Below are 17,953 nucleotides of genomic sequence, written 5' to 3'. Positions count from 1 at the left end.
TTTATGCCGCCTCCTCCGCCGGCTGCGGCGATGTCACCACTGCCGGGTGGAGGCCGAAGTCCGCCAGGAGGTGGGTGGCGGCACGGCGGCCGGAGAGCAGGGCGCCCTGGACGGTGCTGGTGTCGCGGTGGTCGCCGCAGACGTAGAGGCCGCACAGGAGCCGGACGGGGCGTCGGAGGTCGTGGGGAGCGGTCATCACGGGGACGGCCTCGGGGTCGTGGTGGGTGGCGAGGGGTTCCCAGTCGTCCGTCGAGGTCTCGTACAGCTCGGCCAGGTGTTTGCGGACCGCGATGTCGTCGGTGCCGCCGTCCTCCTGGGGGCCGAGGAGGACGGACGTGACGAGGGCGCGTCCGGACGGGGCGCGGGAGGGGTCGAGTTCGCTGGCCGGGAGGGTGTGCGAGACGGGACCGTGCCGGTCGGCGTCGAGGACCAGGAGGGGCTCGCGCAGCGGGGACCGCGGCGCGGCGTGGTGGACGACGGTCACGGCGTGGAAGCCGGGTACCCGCAGCCCGGGGAGGAGTTCGCCGGCGGCGCGGGCGCCGGTGGCCACCACCACGGCGCGGCAGGGCAGTTCGCCGGTGCCGCGGCCGTCGGTGGCGACGGTGTTGACGGAGACGGCGGTGGCCCGGACGCCGAGCCGGACGGTGCCCGGCGGCAGGGCGGCGGCGAGGTGTTGCGGGACGGTGGCCGCGCCGGAGGCGGGCAGGCACGTTCCGCCACGGGCGAAGCCGCGCAGCACGAGGTCGGCGCACCGGCTGGAGGTGGTGAGCTCCGGGTCGCAGAGCAGGGCGTTGAGCAGCGGCCGGACGAAGCCGTCGAGGAGGCGGGGGGCGAAGCCGCGGGCGGCCAGTGCGGCGGCCGTGGTGGTCTCGGGCCGGGCGAGGAGCCGGGCGGTGGAGGTGGCGGCCAGCCGGTTGAGCGCGGTGCCGAGCCCCGCCCGGTCGAGGGTGTCGCCGAGCGGGGTCCTGGCGGCGGAGAGCACGGCCCGGGCCCGGGTGCCGCGGGTGTCGCCGACGCGGTAGCCGCGGCCACCGGCCCGCACCAGGGCGCCCGGGGCGAACGGGCGCAGCCGCAGCCCCTGGAGCCCCGGGGTGCGCCGGAGTTCGGGGTACGACATGTTGAGCAGCTGTGGACCGTGGTCGAGCCGGAAGCCGTCCACGGTGTCGGTGGCCATCCGGCCGCCGACCCGGGATCCCGCTTCCAGCACGGTGACGGTCAGCCCCGCACCGATCAGATGGTGCGCCGCGGCGAGGCCCGCGAGCCCGGCCCCGATCACGACGACGTCCGCTTGCCGTGCTGTTGAGAGCACGATGCCCCTCCCGGAGGTTGGCTTCGTTCCCCGCTCGCGTCAGCTGGCGCTGGTAGGGGTCATGCCCTCATCACACGTGGCTGATGCACCGGGTGCACGGTGCGATTCAGCCTTTCGGCACTCAGTGCCCGCGCGCGGCCCGGATGCTGTCCTCGATGCCCGGGAACGCGAAGGAGAAGCCCGAGTCGAGCAGCCGCCGCGGCACCACGCGCTGGCTCATCAGGACGTCCTGGGAGAACTCGCCGAGCGCGATGCGCAGGGCGAACGCGGGGACGGCGGCGAGGGTGGGCCGGTGCATGACGCGGCCCATCGCGGCGGTCACCTCGCGGTTGGTGAGGGGTTCCGGTGCCGTCAGGTTCACCGGTCCCGAGAGGCTCGCGGTGTCGATGATGTGGCGGAACGCGGCGATCTCGTCGTGCAGGGAGATGAAGCTCCAGTACTGCCGCCCGTCGCCGAGCCGGCCGCCGAGACCGGCGTTGAAGAGCGGGAACAACCGTCCCCAGGCGCCGCCCCGGCGGGACACGACGAGCCCGGTGCGGGCGAAGACGGTCCGGATGCCGGCCGCGGCCGCGGGTTCCGCGGCGGCCTCCCAGTCCTGGACGACACCGGCGAGGAAGCCCTCGCCGGCCGGGCCGTCCTCGTCGGTGCGGCGGTCGCCGGTGTCGCCGTAGTAGCCGAGCGCGGTGCCGCAGACGAGGACCTTGGGCGGGGTGTCGAGGGACGCGACGGCCCGGGCGATCGCCGTGGTGCCGAGCACCCGGCTGTCGTGGATCTCCTTCTTGTACGCGGCGGTCCAGCGGTGGTCGCCGACGCCCGCGCCGGCGAGGTGGACGACCGCGTCGCAGCCCGCCAGCCCCTCGGTGTCCACGGACTGCCGCGCGGGGTCCCAGCGGACCTCGTCGGGGCCGGCGGGTTCCCGCCGGACCAGGCGGACCACCTCGTGCCCGTCGGTGCGGAGGGAGTGGACGAGGGCGGAGCCGATCAGGCCTGACGCGCCGGTGACTGCGATACGCATGGGGCCCATTCTGCCGCCGCCGGGACCCGGCGGGGCGCTCTGGGGGCGCGGCGCCGCGCGTGGCAGAGTTGCCGGCATGTCAGATGTGATTGTCCGTTCGGCGAGCTACGCCGACGAGGCCGACCTCGCCGGGATCGACGTCCGCACCTGGTCCTCGCTGCACGCGGTGCAGCCGCCGCCCGACCCCGGCAAGCCGTTCTACGACGAGCGCCATACGCCGGAGGAGATCCTCATCGCGCAGGTCGACGGGCGGGTGGCCGGTTATGTGCGGATCGTGCCGCCCACCCCGCTGCCGTGCAACGCGCACGTCCGCCAGATACAGGGGCTCGCGGTGGACACCTGGTGCCGCGGCCGCGGCATCGCCCGCAGGCTGATGGACGCGGCGCTGCACGAGGCGGGCCGGCAGGGCGCGACCCGGATGACCCTGCGGGTGCTGGGCCACAACGCCCCGGCGCGGCGGCTCTACGAGTCGATGGGGTTCGCGGTCGAGGGCGTGCTGCCGGGCGAGTTCCTGCTGGAGGGCGCGTACGTGGACGACGTGCTGATGGGCCGGCCGCTGGGCTTCGCCGCGGCGTAGCGCTTCCGCGTAGCCGGGCCGGTCAGCCCGCCCGCCCAGGCGGTCCGCTCGGCCGGCCTGCTCGGGCGGGCCTGTGGGCGGTCCGGTAGGCGGTTCCTTCAGCCGGGCCGGCCGGTCAGCCGAAGCGGGCCCACAGCTTGGGAAAGCGGTCCGCCATGAGGTCCGTGTCGTCCATGTCCAGCTGCTCGCCCTCCGGGTCACCGGGCGGCGGCAGCTCCAGGTCGGGCAGCCGCACCCCGGTCAGCTGCTCGTACGCCTCGTCCGCCGCGTACCCCAGCTCCTCGGCGTCGCCGTCGACCTCCGGGTCGAACTCCGCGACGAGGAAGGCCAGGTCGTCGGGGCTGTGCAGGGCGCCCTCGAAGACATGCCGGCCCTGTCCGATCAGCCAGCAGCGGAAGAAGTCGAACGCCTCGTCGTCGGCGCCGCCCAGCATGATGTCCGCGGCGTTCCACACGTCCCAGCGGAAGGCGCGCGCGAAGCGGGTCTCGAAGTGCCGCGCGAAGTCCGTGACCGAGTCCGGATCGAGCAGCGCGAGCCGCTCGATCAGCAGATCGGCCTGTTCCTCCGGATCACCGTCCGCGGCCGTGCGCGTACTGTCGATGATCTCCCAGAACTCCGTCTCGTCCATCACGCGTCCAGCTTCCCGGTTGCCGGGGCCGGACGCACGCGGAGTGCCCCGTATGCGCCCGTGTCGTTACGCACGTTTGGGCTCAATGGCCGGATGACGTCGCAGCGCGCTCCCCGGCGGTCGCGGAACGGATCGGAGGAAATCATTCCGCCAGGCTCAGCCGGTACTCCACCGTCTGCCGGACGGGCACGAAGCCGAGCCCCGCGTTGACCGCCACCATGTGCCGGTTGTCGTCGGCGTTGTCGGTCTCGATCTCCGTCACTCCGGGCAGCTCGGCGGTGATCCGCTGGATCATCGACGCCTTCATCCAGCGCCCGAGCCCGTGTCCGCGGTGGCCGGGGACGACGGCCGTGTCGTACTGCAGCGCGCGGCCGGCGCCGTCGGCCGGTACGACCAGCTCGGTGTACCCGGCGACCGAACCGTCCGCGGCACTGATCGCGGCCACGGTGATCAGCTGTTCGCCGCGCTTGGCGAAGAGCTCGGAGGCGGACCGGACCCGCTCGGCGTTCCACGGCACATGGCCGTGGGGGATCCCGCCGGCCGGCCCGGCGCCCATGGCCCGCTTGGCGAGCGCGAAGCCGTCGATCAGGGCATCGGGGGCGACGCCCTCCCAGGTCTCCAGCCGGTAGCCCGGGTGCTGCTCGCCGGCGAGCGCGCCGATCGCGGCGGTGTCCATGCTGTCGAACCGCAGCCGCCGCCAGGTGAGCTTCAGCGCCGGGGTGAAGGCGCGGGTGGCCAGGAACCGGTCGCCGGGGGTCCCGACCGTGGTTCTGGTGACGAGGCTGCGGCGCCCGTCGCCGCGGGCCGCGCCCACGGCGGTGTCCAGCAGCAGGGAACCGGCGCCGAGGCGCCGGTGGGCGGGGTGCGAGTACAGCTCCAGCGCGGCGAGGTGGGAGCGTCCAGGCTCGTCGAACAGCCGCAGCGCGGCGGTTCCCACCGGCGCCCCCGCGGTGTTCCGCGCCAGCCACAGCAGCGTGCGGCTGTCGGCGCTCGGCGTCGTGAGCTGGGCCGACACATCGTCCGACGAGGGCACCGGATCACCGGGCAGGTCATGGCCGAGGGCGGCGGTGAGCACCTGGTGCCAGTCGTGGAGCTGCGCGCCGGTGGGCTCGGTCAGCAGATCTATGTGAAGCGGCAAGATGCCTCCGGAGGAAACCTGGCACAGGGTGCCGGGTATGGCTGCGACGGTCATGCAGTACGTACCACTACAGGAGGTGCGGCGTGGCCGACAAGGCGAATGACAGGCCCGAGGGCAAGGTAGTCCGCTCTGCCGGAACAGTCCTCTCTGTCGGACAGTCCTCACCGCCGTAACGCCGACGCCCCCGTCCACCGCAACGCCGACGCCCCCGGCCCGGCGTACCGGGTCGGGGGCGTCGCACTGCGATCACCTCGCCGCGTCAGGGACGCGGCAGGAGTCTCAGAGACCGATCTCGGTCTCGAACTCGGCGGCTTCCAGGATCTCCTTGACGGCCGTCAGGTAACGGGCCGCGTCGGCACCGTCCACCAGGCGGTGGTCGTAGGAGAGCGCCAGGTACGTCATGTCGCGGACGCCGATGACGGTGCCCTCGGGCGTCTCGATGACCACCGGACGCTTGACGGTCGCGCCGATGCCCAGGATGGCGGCCTGGTTCGGGGGCACGATCACCGTGTCGAACAGCGCACCGCGCGAGCCGGTGTTGCTGATCGTGAAGGTGGCGCCGGACAGCTCGTCCGGGCTGATCTTGCTCGCCCGGACCTTGCCGGCCAGCTCCGCGGTCCGCTTGGAGATACCCGCGATGTTGAGGTCGCCCGCACCCTTGATGACCGGAGTCATCAGACCCTTCTCGGAGTCCACCGCGATACCGATGTTCTCGGAGTCGAAGTAGGTGATGGTGCCCTCGTCCTCGTTGATCCGGGCGTTGACGACCGGGTGGGCCTTCAGCGCCTGGGCCGCGGCCTTGACGAAGAACGGCATCGGCGAGAGCTTGACGCCCTCGCGTTGCGCGAACGCGTCCTTGGCCTTGTTGCGCATCTGCATGACCTTGGTGACGTCCACCTCGACCACGCTGGTGAGCTGCGCCTGGCTGTGCAGCGCCTTCATCATGTTGTCGCCGATGACCTTGCGCATCCGGGTCATCTTGACCGTCTGGCCACGCAGCGGGGACGCCACCAGGGCGGCCTTCGGAGCGGGCGCGGACGCGGCCGGGGCCGCGGTGGCCGCGGCCTTGGCGGCCTCGGCGGCGGCGAGCACGTCCTGCTTGCGGATACGGCCACCGACGCCGGTGCCCTTGACCGAGGACAGGTTCACGCCGTTCTCGGTGGCGAGCTTACGGACCAGGGGGGTCACGTAGGCGCCGTCGTCACCCGAGGTGGCCGGTGCCGGAGCGGCGGCCGGGGCCTGGGCGGGAGCGGCGGGTGCCGGAGCCGGGGCGGCGGGCGCGACCGGAGCCGGTGCCTGGGCCTGCGGGGCCGGGGCGGCCGGTGCCGGAGCGGCCGGTGCCGCGGCGGGGGCCGGAGCGGCGGGAGCCGGTGCCGGGGCGGCGGCCGGAGCCGGAGCCGCGGCGGCCGGGGCAGCCGCCGGAGCGGAACCCGCGGCGCCGATGATGGCGAGCTTGGCGCCGACCTCGGCGGTCTCGTCCTCGTTGATGAGGATCTCCAGGAGGACACCACCGGTCGGGGCCGGGATCTCGGTGTCGACCTTGTCGGTGGAGACCTCGAGCAGCGGCTCGTCGGCCTCGACGGTCTCGCCGACCGACTTGAGCCAACGGGTGACGGTGCCCTCGGTGACCGACTCGCCCAGTGCGGGCAGCAGGACCGGGGTGCCCTCGGCGGAACCCGAAGGAGCGGCGGCCGGGGCCGGGGCCGCGGGGGCCTCGGCGGCCGGAGCCGGCGCGGCGGGGGCCTCGGCCTGGACGGGAGCCGGGGCCGGAGCCTCGGCAGCGGCCGGGGCGGCGGCGGGCGCGCCCGAGCCGTCGTCGATGATGGCCAGCTCGGCGCCGACCTCGACGGTCTCGTCCTCGGCCACCTTGATGGAGGCCAGAATGCCGGAGGCGGGCGACGGGATCTCGGTGTCGACCTTGTCGGTCGACACCTCGAGCAGCGGCTCGTCTGCCTCGACGCGTTCACCCTCGGCCTTGAGCCAACGGGTGACGGTGCCCTCGGTCACGCTCTCGCCGAGCGCCGGAAGGGTTACGGAAACCGCCATGGTTGCGGTTGCTCCTAACGATCTGTGCGGATGGGGTGCGTGGTGAGGGGCTTAGTCGTGCGAGTGCAGCGGCTTGCCCGCGAGGGCCAGGTGGGCCTCGCCGAGCGCCTCGCTCTGGGTCGGGTGCGCGTGGATGAGCTGGGCGACCTCGGCCGGCAGCGCTTCCCAGTTGTAGATCAGCTGGGCTTCGCCGACCTGCTCGCCCATACGGTCACCGACCATGTGGACGCCGACGACGGCACCGTCCCTGACCTGGACGAGCTTGATCTCGCCCGCGGTCTTGAGGATCTTGCTCTTGCCGTTGCCCGCGAGGTTGTACTTCAGGGTGACGACCTTGTCGGCGCCGTACAGCTCCTTGGCCTTCGCCTCGGTGATACCGACGGAGGCGACCTCCGGGTGGCAGTACGTGACGCGCGGAACACCGTCGTAGTCGATCGGCACGGCCTTGAGACCGGCCAGCCGCTCGGCTACCAGGATGCCCTCGGCGAAGCCGACGTGCGCGAGCTGGAGCGTCGGGACGAGGTCGCCGACGGCCGAGATGGTCGGCACGTTGGTCTGCATGTACTCGTCGACGAGGACATAGCCGCGGTCGAGCGCGACACCGGCCTCCTCGTAGCCCAGGCCCTGCGAGACCGGGCCGCGGCCGACGGCGACGAGCAGCAGCTCGGCCTCGAACTCCTTGCCGTCGGCGAGGGTCACCTTCACACCGTCGGCCGTGTACTCGGCCTTCTGGAAGAAGGTGCCGAGGTTGAACTTGATGCCGCGCTTGCGGAACGCGCGCTCCAGGATCTTGGAGCTGTTCTCGTCCTCGAGCGGGGCCAGGTGCGGCAGGCCCTCGATGATCGTGATGTCCGCGCCGAAGGACTTCCACGCGGAGGCGAACTCGACGCCGATGACGCCGCCGCCCAGCACGATCGCGGACTTCGGGACGCGGTCCAGGACCAGCGCGTGGTCCGAGGAGATGATGCGGTCGCCGTCGATGTTCAGACCCGGCAGCGACTTCGGCACGGAGCCGGTCGCCAGCAGGAGGTGGCGGCCGGTGTAGCGCTCGCCGTTCACATCGACGGTGGTGGGGGAGGACACCCGGCCCTCACCCGTGACGTAAGTGATCTTGCGGCTGGCGACCAGCCCCTGCAGACCCTTGTACAGGCCCGCGATCACGTCGTCCTTGTACTTGTGGACACCCGCCATGTCGATGCCATCGAAGGTGGTCTTGACACCGAACTGCTCGCTCTCACGAGCCTGGTCGGCGATCTCGCCCGCGTGCAGCAGAGCCTTTGTGGGGATGCAGCCGTTGTGCAGACACGTGCCACCGAGCTTGTTCTTCTCGATCAGGGCGACGTCCAGGCCCAGCTGCGCCGCGCGCAGCGCCGCGGCGTAACCGCCACTGCCGCCGCCGAGGATCACTAGGTCGAAAACGGTGCTGGCGTCGTTCGCCACGTCACGTCCTCCATGCATGGGTACGCCGGAGCCGGTCTGTGGTGACCGGGCGGCGGCTGTTAATTCGGCCGCTATGTCTGAAAACTTTGAAAACTGGGCCCTGTCGTGCCGACCAACATCTTCGCACTTGTTCGCGGCGGACGGGCCACCGGGCCGGGGTCTGAGACGGACTTAAGCCTCATCCCGGGAGGCTACTGGCCCGTAAGGGGCACTCCGGGCGCTGGAATCTCGCTCAGGGCGAACACCTGCCCGGTCGCGCGTACGGCCCCGGGCGTGCTAGCCCGGGGCCGTACCTTCGTACGAACGAGCACTGGATTCCGGCTGAAACGCGGGGCCGGAAGCGCGTCCGCTCGGGGTTCCGTCGGGTGTCTAGAGGACGTCGCCCGAGGCGGTCTTCTCGACCAGCCGGACCAGGGTGCGGACCGCCGTGCCGGCGCCGCCCTTGGGGGTGTAGCCGAACGGCGCGCCCTCGTTGAACGCCGGGCCCGCGATGTCCAGGTGCGCCCAGGTGATGCCCTCGCCCACGAACTCCTGCAGGAACAGACCGGCCACCAGGCCGCCGCCCGCCCGCTCGCCCATGTTCGCGATGTCCGCGACCGGGGAGTCCATCGCCTTGAGCAGCTCCGGCGGCATCGGCATCGGCCACGCCTGCTCGCCCGACTCCGTCGCCGTCTCGTGCAGCACGGTACGGAAGCCGTCGTCGTTCGACATGATCGCGAACGTGCGGGTACCGAGCGCCAGCACCATCGCGCCGGTCAGCGTCGCCACGTCCACGATCGCGTCCGGGTTCTCCTCCGAGGCGCGCGCCAGCGCGTCCGCCAGGACCAGCCGGCCCTCGGCGTCGGTGTTGAGCACCTCGACGGTCTTGCCCGAGTACATCTTCAGCACGTCGCCGGGGCGCGTCGCGTTGCCGCCCGGCATGTTCTCCGCCAGCGCCAGCCAGCCGGTCACGTTGACCTGCAGGCCCAGCTTGGAGGCGGCCACGACGGTCGCGAACACGGCGGCCGCACCGCTCATGTCGCACTTCATCGTCTCGTTGTGGCCCGGGGGCTTCAGGGAGATGCCGCCGGAGTCGTACGTGATGCCCTTGCCGACCAGCGCGACGGTCTTCTTCGCCTTCGGGTGGGTGTACGCCACCTTCACCAGCCGCGGCGGGGTCGCCGAGCCCTGGCCGACGCCCATGATGCCGCCGAAGCCGCCCTTGAGCAGCGCCTTCTCGTCGAGCACCTCGACCTTGAGACCGTGCTCCTTGCCCGCGGCCTGGACCGCGGACGCGAACGCCTTCGGGTTCAGGTCGTTCGGCGGCATGTTGATCAGGTCGCGCGCCCGGTTGACCTCCTCGGCCACCGCGGTCGCCCGCTCGGCCGCGGCCTTGTGCGCCTTGTCGCGCGGCTTGGCGCCCACCAGGGCGATCTCGCCCAGCGGACCCTTGCCGCCGGCGCTGTCCACCCGGTACGCCGTGTACGCGTAGGCGCCCAGCAGTGCGCCCGTCGCCACCGCCTCCACGCCCGCCGCGTCCGTCGCCGGCAGCGCGAACGCCGCCTTCTTCGTCCCGCTCAGCGCACGCGCAGCGGCACCGGCCGCCCGGCGCAGCGCCTCGGCGTCGTAGCCGGCACCGTCGGCGGGCGTCTCACCCAGGCCCACAGCGAGCACCACCGCCGACTTCACGCCGGACGGAGCCGGCAGCTTCGTCACCTCGCCCTCGCCGCCCGAGGCGCCGAGGAGTTCCAGCGTCGCGGCGAGCTTGCCGTCGAACGCCGCGTCCACGGCTTCCGCACCAGCGGCGACCTCGGGGCCCTTGGCGCCCTTGGTCACTCCGATGACGACGGCATCCGCGCGCAACGCTGCGCCGGAGGAAGTGCTGAGTGTCAGTGCAGTCACGGTGACGGTGGTCCTGTTCCGTTGAATGGTGTCGGCCAAGGGGTGGGCCGGCCGCGCCCCTGGCATCGTATTCCGCCACGCCCGCGGGGCGGCACGCCAGGGCTGCGCCGCCTGTGCCGCGGTCGAGCCTACGCCTGGCGCGGCGCGTCGAGGGCCCCCGCCTTGACGCTGTCCAGGAACACCCGCAGCCGGGCGGGGGTGGTCGTCACGATCGCCCCGGGTTCGGTGCTTTCGCGTATGGATACGCGGGGGCCGACGGTGGCGAGCTGTATGCAGTTGCTGCTCTCGGCACAGTGCGAAGACTTCTGCCAGTCCGACGTGGACAAGGGTCCTGCCTTTCAGAGGCTCTGGGCGATCTCACGGATGAAGTCCCGGGACTCGCCGGGCTTGAGAGCCACCCGGTCCAGCCGGTCCAGAATGTCGCGGTACTTCGCCAGCTGGGCCTCGGCGTCCAGGAGCGACGGGCCGTGTGACTGGTCGAGCAGGACGGTGTCCAGCTGGGGGACGGCGCCCGACGCGTAGGCGATCGTCTGGCCGGAGCCGGGGAAGCCTCCGGCGGCGAAGGGGATCGCCATGACGGTGACGCCGGCGCGCTCGCTCATGTCCAGGATGTGCTGCAGCTGCTCGCGGGAGGCCGCCCGGCCGCCGAACTGCATCCGCAGGGCGGCCTCATGGATGACCGCGGTGTAGGGGAGCGGGGCGTCCCGGTAGAGGACGGCCTGCCGCTTGATCCGGTGGGAGAGCCGGTGCTCGATCTCCGGCGGCGGCAAGGCGGGCACCGCCTCGCGGAAGACGGCCCGCGCATGGTCGACGGTCTGCAGCAGGCCGGGCAGGCTCACGGTCTGCGCGGTCCGCAATTCGACCGCGTAGTGCTCCAGTTCGGCGATGTCGAGCATGCCGGGCGGCAGAACGCCCCGGTACTCCTCCCACCACTGGCGCTTGCGTTCCCCGGTCATCCCGGTCAGGGCCTCGATGAGCCCGCCGTCCGAGCAGTCGTAGTTGCAGGCGAGCGTCCTGACCCGGTCCGCGCTGAGCCCCACCCGGCCGGTCTCGATGTTGCTGATCCGCGCCTGGTCCCCGCCCAGCAGCGCTCCGGCCTCGCGAGCGGACATCCCCGCCTTCTCCCGAAGCTTGCGCATCTCGGCACCCAGGCGCTGCTGACGCGCAGTTGGCGTTGTCCTCGGCGGCATTGGCCCCTCTTTCCGATCACGGCCAAGTCTGCCGTTCTGAGTCCCGAGGGTCCATCGGACGACAGATCTACCGTGTTCGGTAGAAACCATCTAACTTTGGGCTCTACTGTGTGACCCACGCCACTCAACCCGGCCCGGAGGGCAACATGTATGCCGTGCAACCGTCGTGCCCCGACCCCGCCCGCCGCGAAGCGGAACCGTGGGAGTACTACCTCCAACTGCCGCACGATCCACGCGCGCCCGGGATCGCCCGGACGACCGTACGGGCGATCCTCGTGGCGCACGGCTTACGTGAACTCGTCGACACGGCAGCTCTGTTGACCTCCGAGCTGGCGACGAACGCGTACCGCTATGCGCAGGGCCCCGCTTCGCTGCGGCTCAACTGGGAGCCGCACCGGCTGCGGGTGGCGGTCCGGGACAACAACCCGGAGCTCCCGGCGGCGCTCGCGCCGGATCCGGACGCGGACGGCGGGCGCGGGCTCTTCCTGCTGGACCTGTTCTCGGACCGGTGCGGCGGATACGCGCTGGGGGAGGAGCCGTTCGGGCTGTGCGGCAAGCTGATGTGGTTCGAGCTGGCGGCAGGGTGACCAGCAAGGATGACCGGGGTGGAAATCCTGAGGAGAGGCGACACTATGACGGCCGAGGCAGATTTCGAGGCATTGATGCAGATCATGCCTCCCCACGCCGGTGCGGGCGATGTCGTGGACTGGGCTACGGTCGAACAGGGCTGGGGATTCTCGTTTCCTGCGGACTACAAGCGGTTCATAGAGGTGTACGGCGGGGGCGGCATCGACGATTACTTGGAAGTGATCCCGCCGGAGCCGTTTGGTTCGGACGCCGCATTTCAAGGCATGACTTCTGAGACGCTCAACGCCCGCGCAACCTGGGATCGCCGTCCCGGTGACCGTGAGCTGGTGGCGGCATCTTCGTCCCTCGTGACGTGGGGGATTGATGCCAGTGCCGACTTGCTCTGCTGGGTTACGGACGGTGCAGACCCCGACCGTTGGCCGGTGACGGTATGGAATCAGGATGATCGACAGTGGACCGTGTTCGACTGTGGCATGGCCGAGTTTCTACTTCGCGTGTTCCGGGCGGAGTTCGATGAATGTCCTTTGGGAGACCTCTCTATGTGGGGACGGGCCGATCCGCGATTCCTGCATGTGAATGAGGAAAAACGCCTGCGAGACGCTGGGCTAGATCCTTGGACCGGTGAGCCGGACCCGTTCGCCGATGAGGAGTACGGCTGAGCGGCGCAGGCGATGAGGTTCGGCGCCCCTAGTGCGACGGAATTGTCCGCAGCCAGGACCTGGAGAGGCCTGATGGCTCCCGGGTGTCCGGAAGAGGACGCTTGTCCTGTTCGCCCTCGTCCGGGAGGACTTCGGCTGGTGGGATCGGGGGGTCCCAGCAGACAGTCGAAGGGAATCGCAGATGTCTTCGCTCAAGCGCCGGATCGCCGCAGGAATCGGAAGTACCGCCATCGTCGTGGCGGGTGCCGTCACCCTCGCCCCAGCCGCGAGCGCGGCGCCCAGCGCGCCGGCGGCGTGCAGTACGAGCAACGCGGTGAGCAAGAAGGCCGTGCACAACGGCAGCATGTACATCGAGCTGCGGTACAGCACGTCCAGCCGGTGCGCGTGGGGGCGGATCAGCAACTCCGACGTGGGCAACAAGGTGTGGGTCGACCGGTCGAGCAACGGCGGGTCCACGTGGACCGGTCCGATGGGGATGACGACCCAGCAGTCGGGCAGCGACACCCACACACCGGCGTATGACGACGCGGGTTACGTCATGCGGGCGTGCGGATGGAACGGCACCACCGTGTGTACCGGCTGGTACTAGAGGGCCCAGTGGGCCTAGACGGCTCGCCGGTCGTAGGCCGGTAGCCAGCCGAGGCGGGCTGCGGCCAGTGCCAGGGTGAACCTGTTGCTGGCTCCGGCCCGTTCGGCGAGGGAGCCGACGTGGCGGCGGACGGATCGTTCGCTGACGCCTAGCCGGCGGGCGATCGCGCTGTCCTTGGTGCCGTCCGCGAGGAGCAGCAGGATGTGGCGCTGCACGAGCGTCGGCGGCAGGACTGGTGGGTCGCAGCGGGAGACTTCGGTCGGTGACGGTGCGGCGGCCAGGGCGGTGAAGGCCTGAATACGTTCCAGCAGGACGTTCTGCTCGGCGAGCAATCGGTTCTGGTCCGCGAGCAGTTCCTGGTACCGCCGCAGTGCCGCCGGAGCGGACGGGGCCGTTCTGATGTCGTACACCTCGGCAGGCTCGCAGAGCCGCGGTCGCGCCGTATTGAAGAAATTCGCACCCGCACCAGGAACGGTTCGGCGCAGGTCGGCGTCAGGTCAGGATGATGCTGGTGACCTGGCCGTCCACCCGGTCCACGGTGGGCGGGCCCGCGAAGTCGAGCCCCCGGGCGTGCAGGAACTGGCGGGGGGTGCGGCCGATCATCGCCTTGAACTCGCGGTTCAGGTGCGCCTGATCGCTGAACCCGCACTCGGCGGCGATGCCTGCCACCGGCAGGTCCGCCGCCATCAGCCGCAGCACCTTGCGCAGCCGCATGACGCGGGCCGCGCCCTTCGGCGTGAGTCCGATCTCCGCGCGGAAGCGGGTGTCCAACTGCCGCCAGCCCCATCCGGTGGCGGCGACGAGCTCGCCGATGGGCAGGGCGCCGGAGGTCCTGGCGAGTTCCCGCCAGGCGTACCGGACGCGGTCCGAGACGGGGAGCGCGTCCTCGGACCAGCGCAGGAACGCGGTGTCCAGCAGGTCGAAGCGCTGGGCCCAGCCGGGGGCGCAGGCGAGGGCGTCGGCGAGATCGCGGTAGCGGGGGCCCAGCAGGTCGATGGGGTCGGTGATGGTGTCGGCCAGCTCGTGCATCGGGATCCCGAACAGCGCATACGCCTGCCACGGCGAGAGGATGACCTCCAGGCCGTACAGCCGGCCGCTGTGCCGCCCGAGTCCGGCGGTGGTGCGCAGCCCGACCAGCATCGAGCGGTGGGCGCTGCCGGGGGCCGACGGCGTCAGGGCCTCCGTCACCCGCACTTCCTGGTCGAAGGAGAACAACAGCGTCACCGCGCCGTCCGGAACCTCCAGCCGCTGCCGCGGCAGGTCCAGGTTCAGCCGGTACCCCCGATACCGCTGCACCCCCGGCCGCAGCCGGGCGTGCGGCAGCGCCGTCGCCACCTCCCAGCGGCCCTCAGGACACGCCAGATGCTGCATCGTCCGTCCCCCGTAACGTCCCCCGAAACCGTGTACTCGCAGTCATCCTGCGGGGTGCGGTAAGGGAACGGACCACCGTTTCCGGTCAGATGTGCCGTCAGCCCAGGGTCAGGACGACCAGAACCGCCGTAGCCGCCGTTTCCGACAGGGCGCCGAAGACGTCGCCGGTGATGCCGCCGAAGCGGGTGCGGCAGTGGCGGAGGAGGAGTTCGGCCGTGGTGAGGGCGAGGAGGGCGGCCAGGGCGAAGTGGAGGGCGGGGGAGAGGCCGAAGAGGGCGCCGGCCGCCGCCGCGACCGCGAGGGTGGCGGGCATCACGAGGGCCGGGGTGCGCGGCGGGACGGCTCCGGCCACGGCGGCGCCCAGGCCGTCGGGGCGGGCCGGGGGGACGCCGTCGCGGCAGGCCAGGGTCATGGCGGTACGGGCCACCACGGCGGAGACGGCGGCCGCGGCGGCGCCGTGGGACCAGCTGTCGGCGTAGAGGGCGGCGAGGCAGGCGACCTGGGTGAGGAGGACGAAGAGCAGCGTCAGGACGCCGAAGGGGCCGATGTCCGACTGCTTCATGATCCGCAGGGCGTCCTCGGCGGGCTTGGCGCTGCCGAGCCCGTCGGCGGTGTCGGCCAGGCCGTCCAGATGCAGACCGCGGGTCAGGGCGGCGGGCACGGCCGCGGTGGCGACGGCGGCGAGCAGCGGGGACGCGTCCAGGAGCAGCAGCAGTCCGCCGACCGCGGCGGCGCACAGGCCCACCACCGCACCGACGACCGGCGCGCACAGCATCCCGCCGCGCGCGGCGGACCGGTCCCAGCGGGTGACGGTCACCGGCAGCGCGGTGAGGGTGCCGAAGGCGAAGCGGAGCGCGTCCGCGACGGAGGCGGCGGGCGCGGGTCCGGCCTTCGAGGGCTCAGCGGAGTCGGTCACCGCGTGAGGCTACCCCGGGGGGCTAACCCGGGGGCTGCCGCGGTGACTCCCGTTGCAGCTCCGCCTCCCGGCGCCGCCGGAGGTGGCCCTCCAGGGCGCACAGCAGGAGCGTCGCCACGATCGCCGTCAGATGCTCGAAGCCCGCGAGGTTCACGATGAGGACGACCTCGACGAGCATCGCGAGGATCAGCACGCCCCCCGTCCACCAGGCGCGGTACCGGCAGGCCACGTACACGCCGAGGGCGACGACCGCCGCCGACGGGCCGGTGTCGCGCACCACGAGGGTGGAGACCGGGAGCCCGAGGAAGCCGTCGGGGCCGACCGCGAGCGAGTAGCGGGCGAACGACGTGCCGGCGAGCGTCGCGAGGAGCCCGATCCCGAGGGTGTGCCGGCGGCCGACCGTCATCTCGGCGATGCCGAACATGAAGACGACCTGGGCGATCAGCCCCCACACCGGCAGGGACGGGTCGGGGACGAAGAGCGAGAGCGGCGTGCGCAGCAGCGCCTTCCACCACGGGAGCGTCGCGTAGACACCGCCGAGCCGGTTGACCCACTCCGTGCCGGTGCTCCCGGAGTGCTGGATCACCTGGAGGGTCAGGATGGACAGGCACGCGGAGAGCGTCAGCGGGATAGCGCGCAGCTTCTTCGTCCGCAGCTCGAACCAGACGTCTCGGGAGATTCCGCCCCATTCGACGTAGGCGAAGTCGCGGAGGCGCTTGTTGAAGGGGCTCACCGGGCAGCGGTCCGCTCTCGGTCGCGTCTGCGCAGCGGGGACGGCAGCCGCGGCGCTTCGAGGAAGCCCTCGGCACGGGCACTGGCGATACCGATCCGCGGCAGCTCGCTGCTCTTGCCGAACAGCAGGTAGCGCGGCTCCCAGATGGGCCGGTACTTGGCGTTGGCCCGGTACAGCGACTCGATCTGCCACCAGCGCGAGAAGAACGTCAGCAGGGAGCGCCAGAACCGCAGCACCGGCCCGGCGCCCAGCTTCGAGCCGCGTTCGAACACCGAGCGGAACATCGCGAAGTTCAGCGAGATCTGCCGCACGCCCACCTCGTCGGCACGCTGGATCAGCTCGATGACCATGAACTCGATCAGCCCGTTCTCGGAGTCGCGGTCGCGGCGCATCAGATCCAGCGACAGCCCCTGCGGACCCCACGGCACGAAGCTCAGCAGCGCGCGCGGCACGCCCTCGCCGTCATGGCACTCGACCATGACGCAGCGCCCGTCGGCGGGGTCGCCGAGCCGGCCGAGCGCCATCGAGAACCCACGCTCCGTCTCCCCGTCCCGCCAGGCGTCGGCGCGCTCCAGCATCGCGTCCATCTCGTCCGCGGGGATGTCGTCGTGCCGCCGCATCCGGACGGTGTAGCCGGTCCGCTTGACGCGGTTGTACGCCTGCCGCACGGTCCGCATGGCGCGGCCGTCCAGGGTGAACTCGGCGGTCTCGACGATCGCCTCGTCCCCGATCTCCAGGGCGTCCAGGCCGTGCCGGGCGTAGATCACGCCCGCTTCCTCGCTGGCGCCCATCACCGCGGGCACCCAGGCGTGCTCACGGGCCTCGGCGAGCCAGGCGTCGATGGCGCCGGGCCACGCCTCGGGGTCGCCGATCGGATCGCCGGACGCCAGCGACACCTCCCCGACGACCCGGTACGCGATCGCGGACTTCTCGCTCGGCGACCAGATGACGCTCTTGTCGCGGCGCAGCGCGAAGTAGCCGAGCGAGTCCCGGTCGCCGTAGCGGTCCAGGAGCCCGCGCAGCTTGGCCTCGTCCTGCGGGCCGAGCAGTGCCCGGCCGCGCGGCGAGCGGAACGCCACGTACAGCACGAGCAGGAAGAGCAACGCACTCATGACGTTGATGACGACATCCACCCACCCGGGCGTTGAGATGTTCGCGTAATTGTCGTCATTCGGGTCGAGCGCGATCATCCGCATGATCGCGTAGCGGAAGCTGGCGCCGAAGTCCGAGCCGTGCTCGCTGTTGGTCGCGGTGACCAGCAGCGCGCTGATCAGCGAGCCCACGATGAGGCCGCCGACGGCGGTCAGGATCGCGTGCTTCGGATTGGAGCGGTCGCCCTTGGCCCGGAACTCACGGCGGCCGACCAGCAGGGCGGCCACGAAGGAGCCGGTCAGCCCCAGGGTGATCCAGTTCTGGACGTGGTCCCGGTACTCGGGGAAGCCCATCGTCAACGCCAGCACCAGCAGGAACAACGAACTGAGTACGAGATTGAGCACCCAGGCGGCCCGTTTGCGCCGCCGCATCGTGATGGCGAAGAAGAGCGCGAACACACCCGTGGTGAAGCCCGCGGTCAGCAGATACGGGGTGAAGAGGTCCTCGATGTTGTGCCGCCGGATGTCGGCCCCGAAGGAGACCCACACCGCCCCGAGGAAGTTGAGGAAGGCGACGGTCCGCAGATACCAGACGGCGTAGGCGGCGGAGCGCTGCCCCCAGACATGCGGACGGCCCTCCCCGTCCTGCGGTGTGCGACCCGGTGTCGTGCTGCCCATTCCCATGGTTGTGGATCTTATGACGGAATGTCCGGATCCTCGTCGCAGGGGCGGTGGCCGGATCCGGCTACGCCCCGCAGGTCCCCCCGCAGGGGCGGGCGGAA

17 protein-coding genes and 1 pseudogene are annotated in these 17,953 nt (G+C 71.5%); 4 read left to right on the top strand and 14 right to left on the bottom strand.

The window, feature by feature from the left end; genetic code table 11:
* Position 1 precedes the first annotated feature (1 nt).
* Positions 2 to 1,321 (bottom strand): annotated as a pseudogene (locus tag LNW72_RS12775) (NAD(P)/FAD-dependent oxidoreductase); the annotation flags it as partial.
* A gap of 109 nt (positions 1,322 to 1,430) precedes the next feature.
* A complete protein-coding gene (locus LNW72_RS12770; protein WP_250975509.1) occupies positions 1,431 to 2,333 on the bottom strand; it encodes a TIGR01777 family oxidoreductase in 903 nt (300 codons plus the stop codon).
* A gap of 67 nt (positions 2,334 to 2,400) precedes the next feature.
* Here LNW72_RS12770 and LNW72_RS12765 point away from each other — a divergent pair, with 67 nt between their 5' ends.
* The gene (locus tag LNW72_RS12765; protein ID WP_250975508.1) at positions 2,401 to 2,901 is read left to right on the top strand and encodes a GNAT family N-acetyltransferase; all 501 of its coding nucleotides are present in this window, start codon (positions 2,401 to 2,403) and stop codon (positions 2,899 to 2,901) included.
* 115 nt (positions 2,902 to 3,016) lie between these two features.
* On the opposite strand, the gene LNW72_RS12760 is transcribed toward LNW72_RS12765, so the two are convergent.
* The 7 genes from LNW72_RS12760 to LNW72_RS12730 form a co-directional block, all read right to left on the bottom strand.
* Complete coding sequence (locus tag LNW72_RS12760) at positions 3,017 to 3,529, bottom strand: DUF4240 domain-containing protein (RefSeq protein ID WP_250980132.1); 513 nt, start codon at positions 3,527 to 3,529, stop codon at positions 3,017 to 3,019.
* A 142-nt stretch (positions 3,530 to 3,671) separates the two neighbouring features.
* On the bottom strand, positions 3,672 to 4,667 hold the full coding sequence (locus LNW72_RS12755) for a GNAT family N-acetyltransferase (protein WP_250975507.1): 996 nt from the start codon (positions 4,665 to 4,667) through the stop codon (positions 3,672 to 3,674).
* A 279-nt stretch (positions 4,668 to 4,946) separates the two neighbouring features.
* Positions 4,947 to 6,713, bottom strand: coding sequence for a 2-oxoglutarate dehydrogenase, E2 component, dihydrolipoamide succinyltransferase (sucB, locus tag LNW72_RS12750; protein ID WP_250975506.1), 1,767 nt, complete (start codon positions 6,711 to 6,713; stop codon positions 4,947 to 4,949).
* Between the two features lie 51 nt (positions 6,714 to 6,764).
* The gene (lpdA, locus tag LNW72_RS12745) at positions 6,765 to 8,153 is read right to left on the bottom strand and encodes a dihydrolipoyl dehydrogenase (RefSeq protein ID WP_250975505.1); all 1,389 of its coding nucleotides are present in this window, start codon (positions 8,151 to 8,153) and stop codon (positions 6,765 to 6,767) included.
* 369 nt (positions 8,154 to 8,522) lie between these two features.
* Entirely contained in the window at positions 8,523 to 10,034 is a 1,512-nt protein-coding gene (locus LNW72_RS12740) for a leucyl aminopeptidase (RefSeq protein WP_250975504.1), read from the bottom strand.
* Between the two features lie 128 nt (positions 10,035 to 10,162).
* On the bottom strand, positions 10,163 to 10,360 hold the full coding sequence (locus LNW72_RS12735) for a DUF397 domain-containing protein (protein WP_250975503.1): 198 nt from the start codon (positions 10,358 to 10,360) through the stop codon (positions 10,163 to 10,165).
* A gap of 12 nt (positions 10,361 to 10,372) precedes the next feature.
* A complete protein-coding gene (locus tag LNW72_RS12730) occupies positions 10,373 to 11,224 on the bottom strand; it encodes a helix-turn-helix transcriptional regulator (RefSeq protein ID WP_250975502.1) in 852 nt (283 codons plus the stop codon).
* 146 nt (positions 11,225 to 11,370) lie between these two features.
* Between LNW72_RS12730 and LNW72_RS12725 the strand changes: the two genes are divergently transcribed.
* The 3 genes from LNW72_RS12725 to LNW72_RS12715 all read left to right on the top strand — a co-directional run bounded on the left by LNW72_RS12725 (position 11,371) and on the right by LNW72_RS12715 (position 13,060).
* Positions 11,371 to 11,811 carry an ATP-binding protein gene (locus LNW72_RS12725; protein WP_250975501.1) on the top strand — a complete coding sequence of 147 codons (441 nt, stop codon included), beginning with the start codon at positions 11,371 to 11,373 and terminating at the stop codon, positions 11,809 to 11,811.
* Positions 11,812 to 11,856: 45 nt separating this feature from the next.
* Positions 11,857 to 12,471: an SMI1/KNR4 family protein gene (locus LNW72_RS12720; RefSeq protein WP_250975500.1), complete on the top strand. Its 615-nt coding sequence runs from the start codon at positions 11,857 to 11,859 to the stop codon at positions 12,469 to 12,471.
* 181 nt (positions 12,472 to 12,652) lie between these two features.
* Positions 12,653 to 13,060: a DUF2690 domain-containing protein gene (locus tag LNW72_RS12715; protein ID WP_250975499.1), complete on the top strand. Its 408-nt coding sequence runs from the start codon at positions 12,653 to 12,655 to the stop codon at positions 13,058 to 13,060.
* Between the two features lie 14 nt (positions 13,061 to 13,074).
* Here LNW72_RS12715 and LNW72_RS12710 read toward each other — a convergent pair whose 3' ends face one another.
* The 5 genes from LNW72_RS12710 to LNW72_RS12690 form a co-directional block, all read right to left on the bottom strand.
* Entirely contained in the window at positions 13,075 to 13,470 is a 396-nt protein-coding gene (locus LNW72_RS12710) for a LuxR C-terminal-related transcriptional regulator (protein WP_250975498.1), read from the bottom strand.
* Between the two features lie 82 nt (positions 13,471 to 13,552).
* Complete coding sequence (locus LNW72_RS12705) at positions 13,553 to 14,431, bottom strand: helix-turn-helix domain-containing protein (protein WP_250975497.1); 879 nt, start codon at positions 14,429 to 14,431, stop codon at positions 13,553 to 13,555.
* A 97-nt stretch (positions 14,432 to 14,528) separates the two neighbouring features.
* Positions 14,529 to 15,347, bottom strand: coding sequence for an adenosylcobinamide-GDP ribazoletransferase (locus tag LNW72_RS12700; protein ID WP_250975496.1), 819 nt, complete (start codon positions 15,345 to 15,347; stop codon positions 14,529 to 14,531).
* Between the two features lie 22 nt (positions 15,348 to 15,369).
* Entirely contained in the window at positions 15,370 to 16,080 is a 711-nt protein-coding gene (locus tag LNW72_RS12695) for a hypothetical protein (protein ID WP_250975495.1), read from the bottom strand.
* Positions 16,077 to 17,849, bottom strand: coding sequence for a phosphatidylglycerol lysyltransferase domain-containing protein (locus LNW72_RS12690; RefSeq protein ID WP_250980131.1), 1,773 nt, complete (start codon positions 17,847 to 17,849; stop codon positions 16,077 to 16,079). The genes LNW72_RS12695 and LNW72_RS12690 overlap by 4 nt, the downstream gene beginning before the upstream one ends.
* Between the last annotated feature and the right edge of the window lie 104 nt (positions 17,850 to 17,953).

This window comes from Streptomyces sp. RKAG293, from assembly GCF_023701745.1.
GTDB lineage: Bacteria > Actinomycetota > Actinomycetes > Streptomycetales > Streptomycetaceae > Actinacidiphila.
This window is presented reverse-complemented; position numbering and strand designations above follow the sequence as displayed.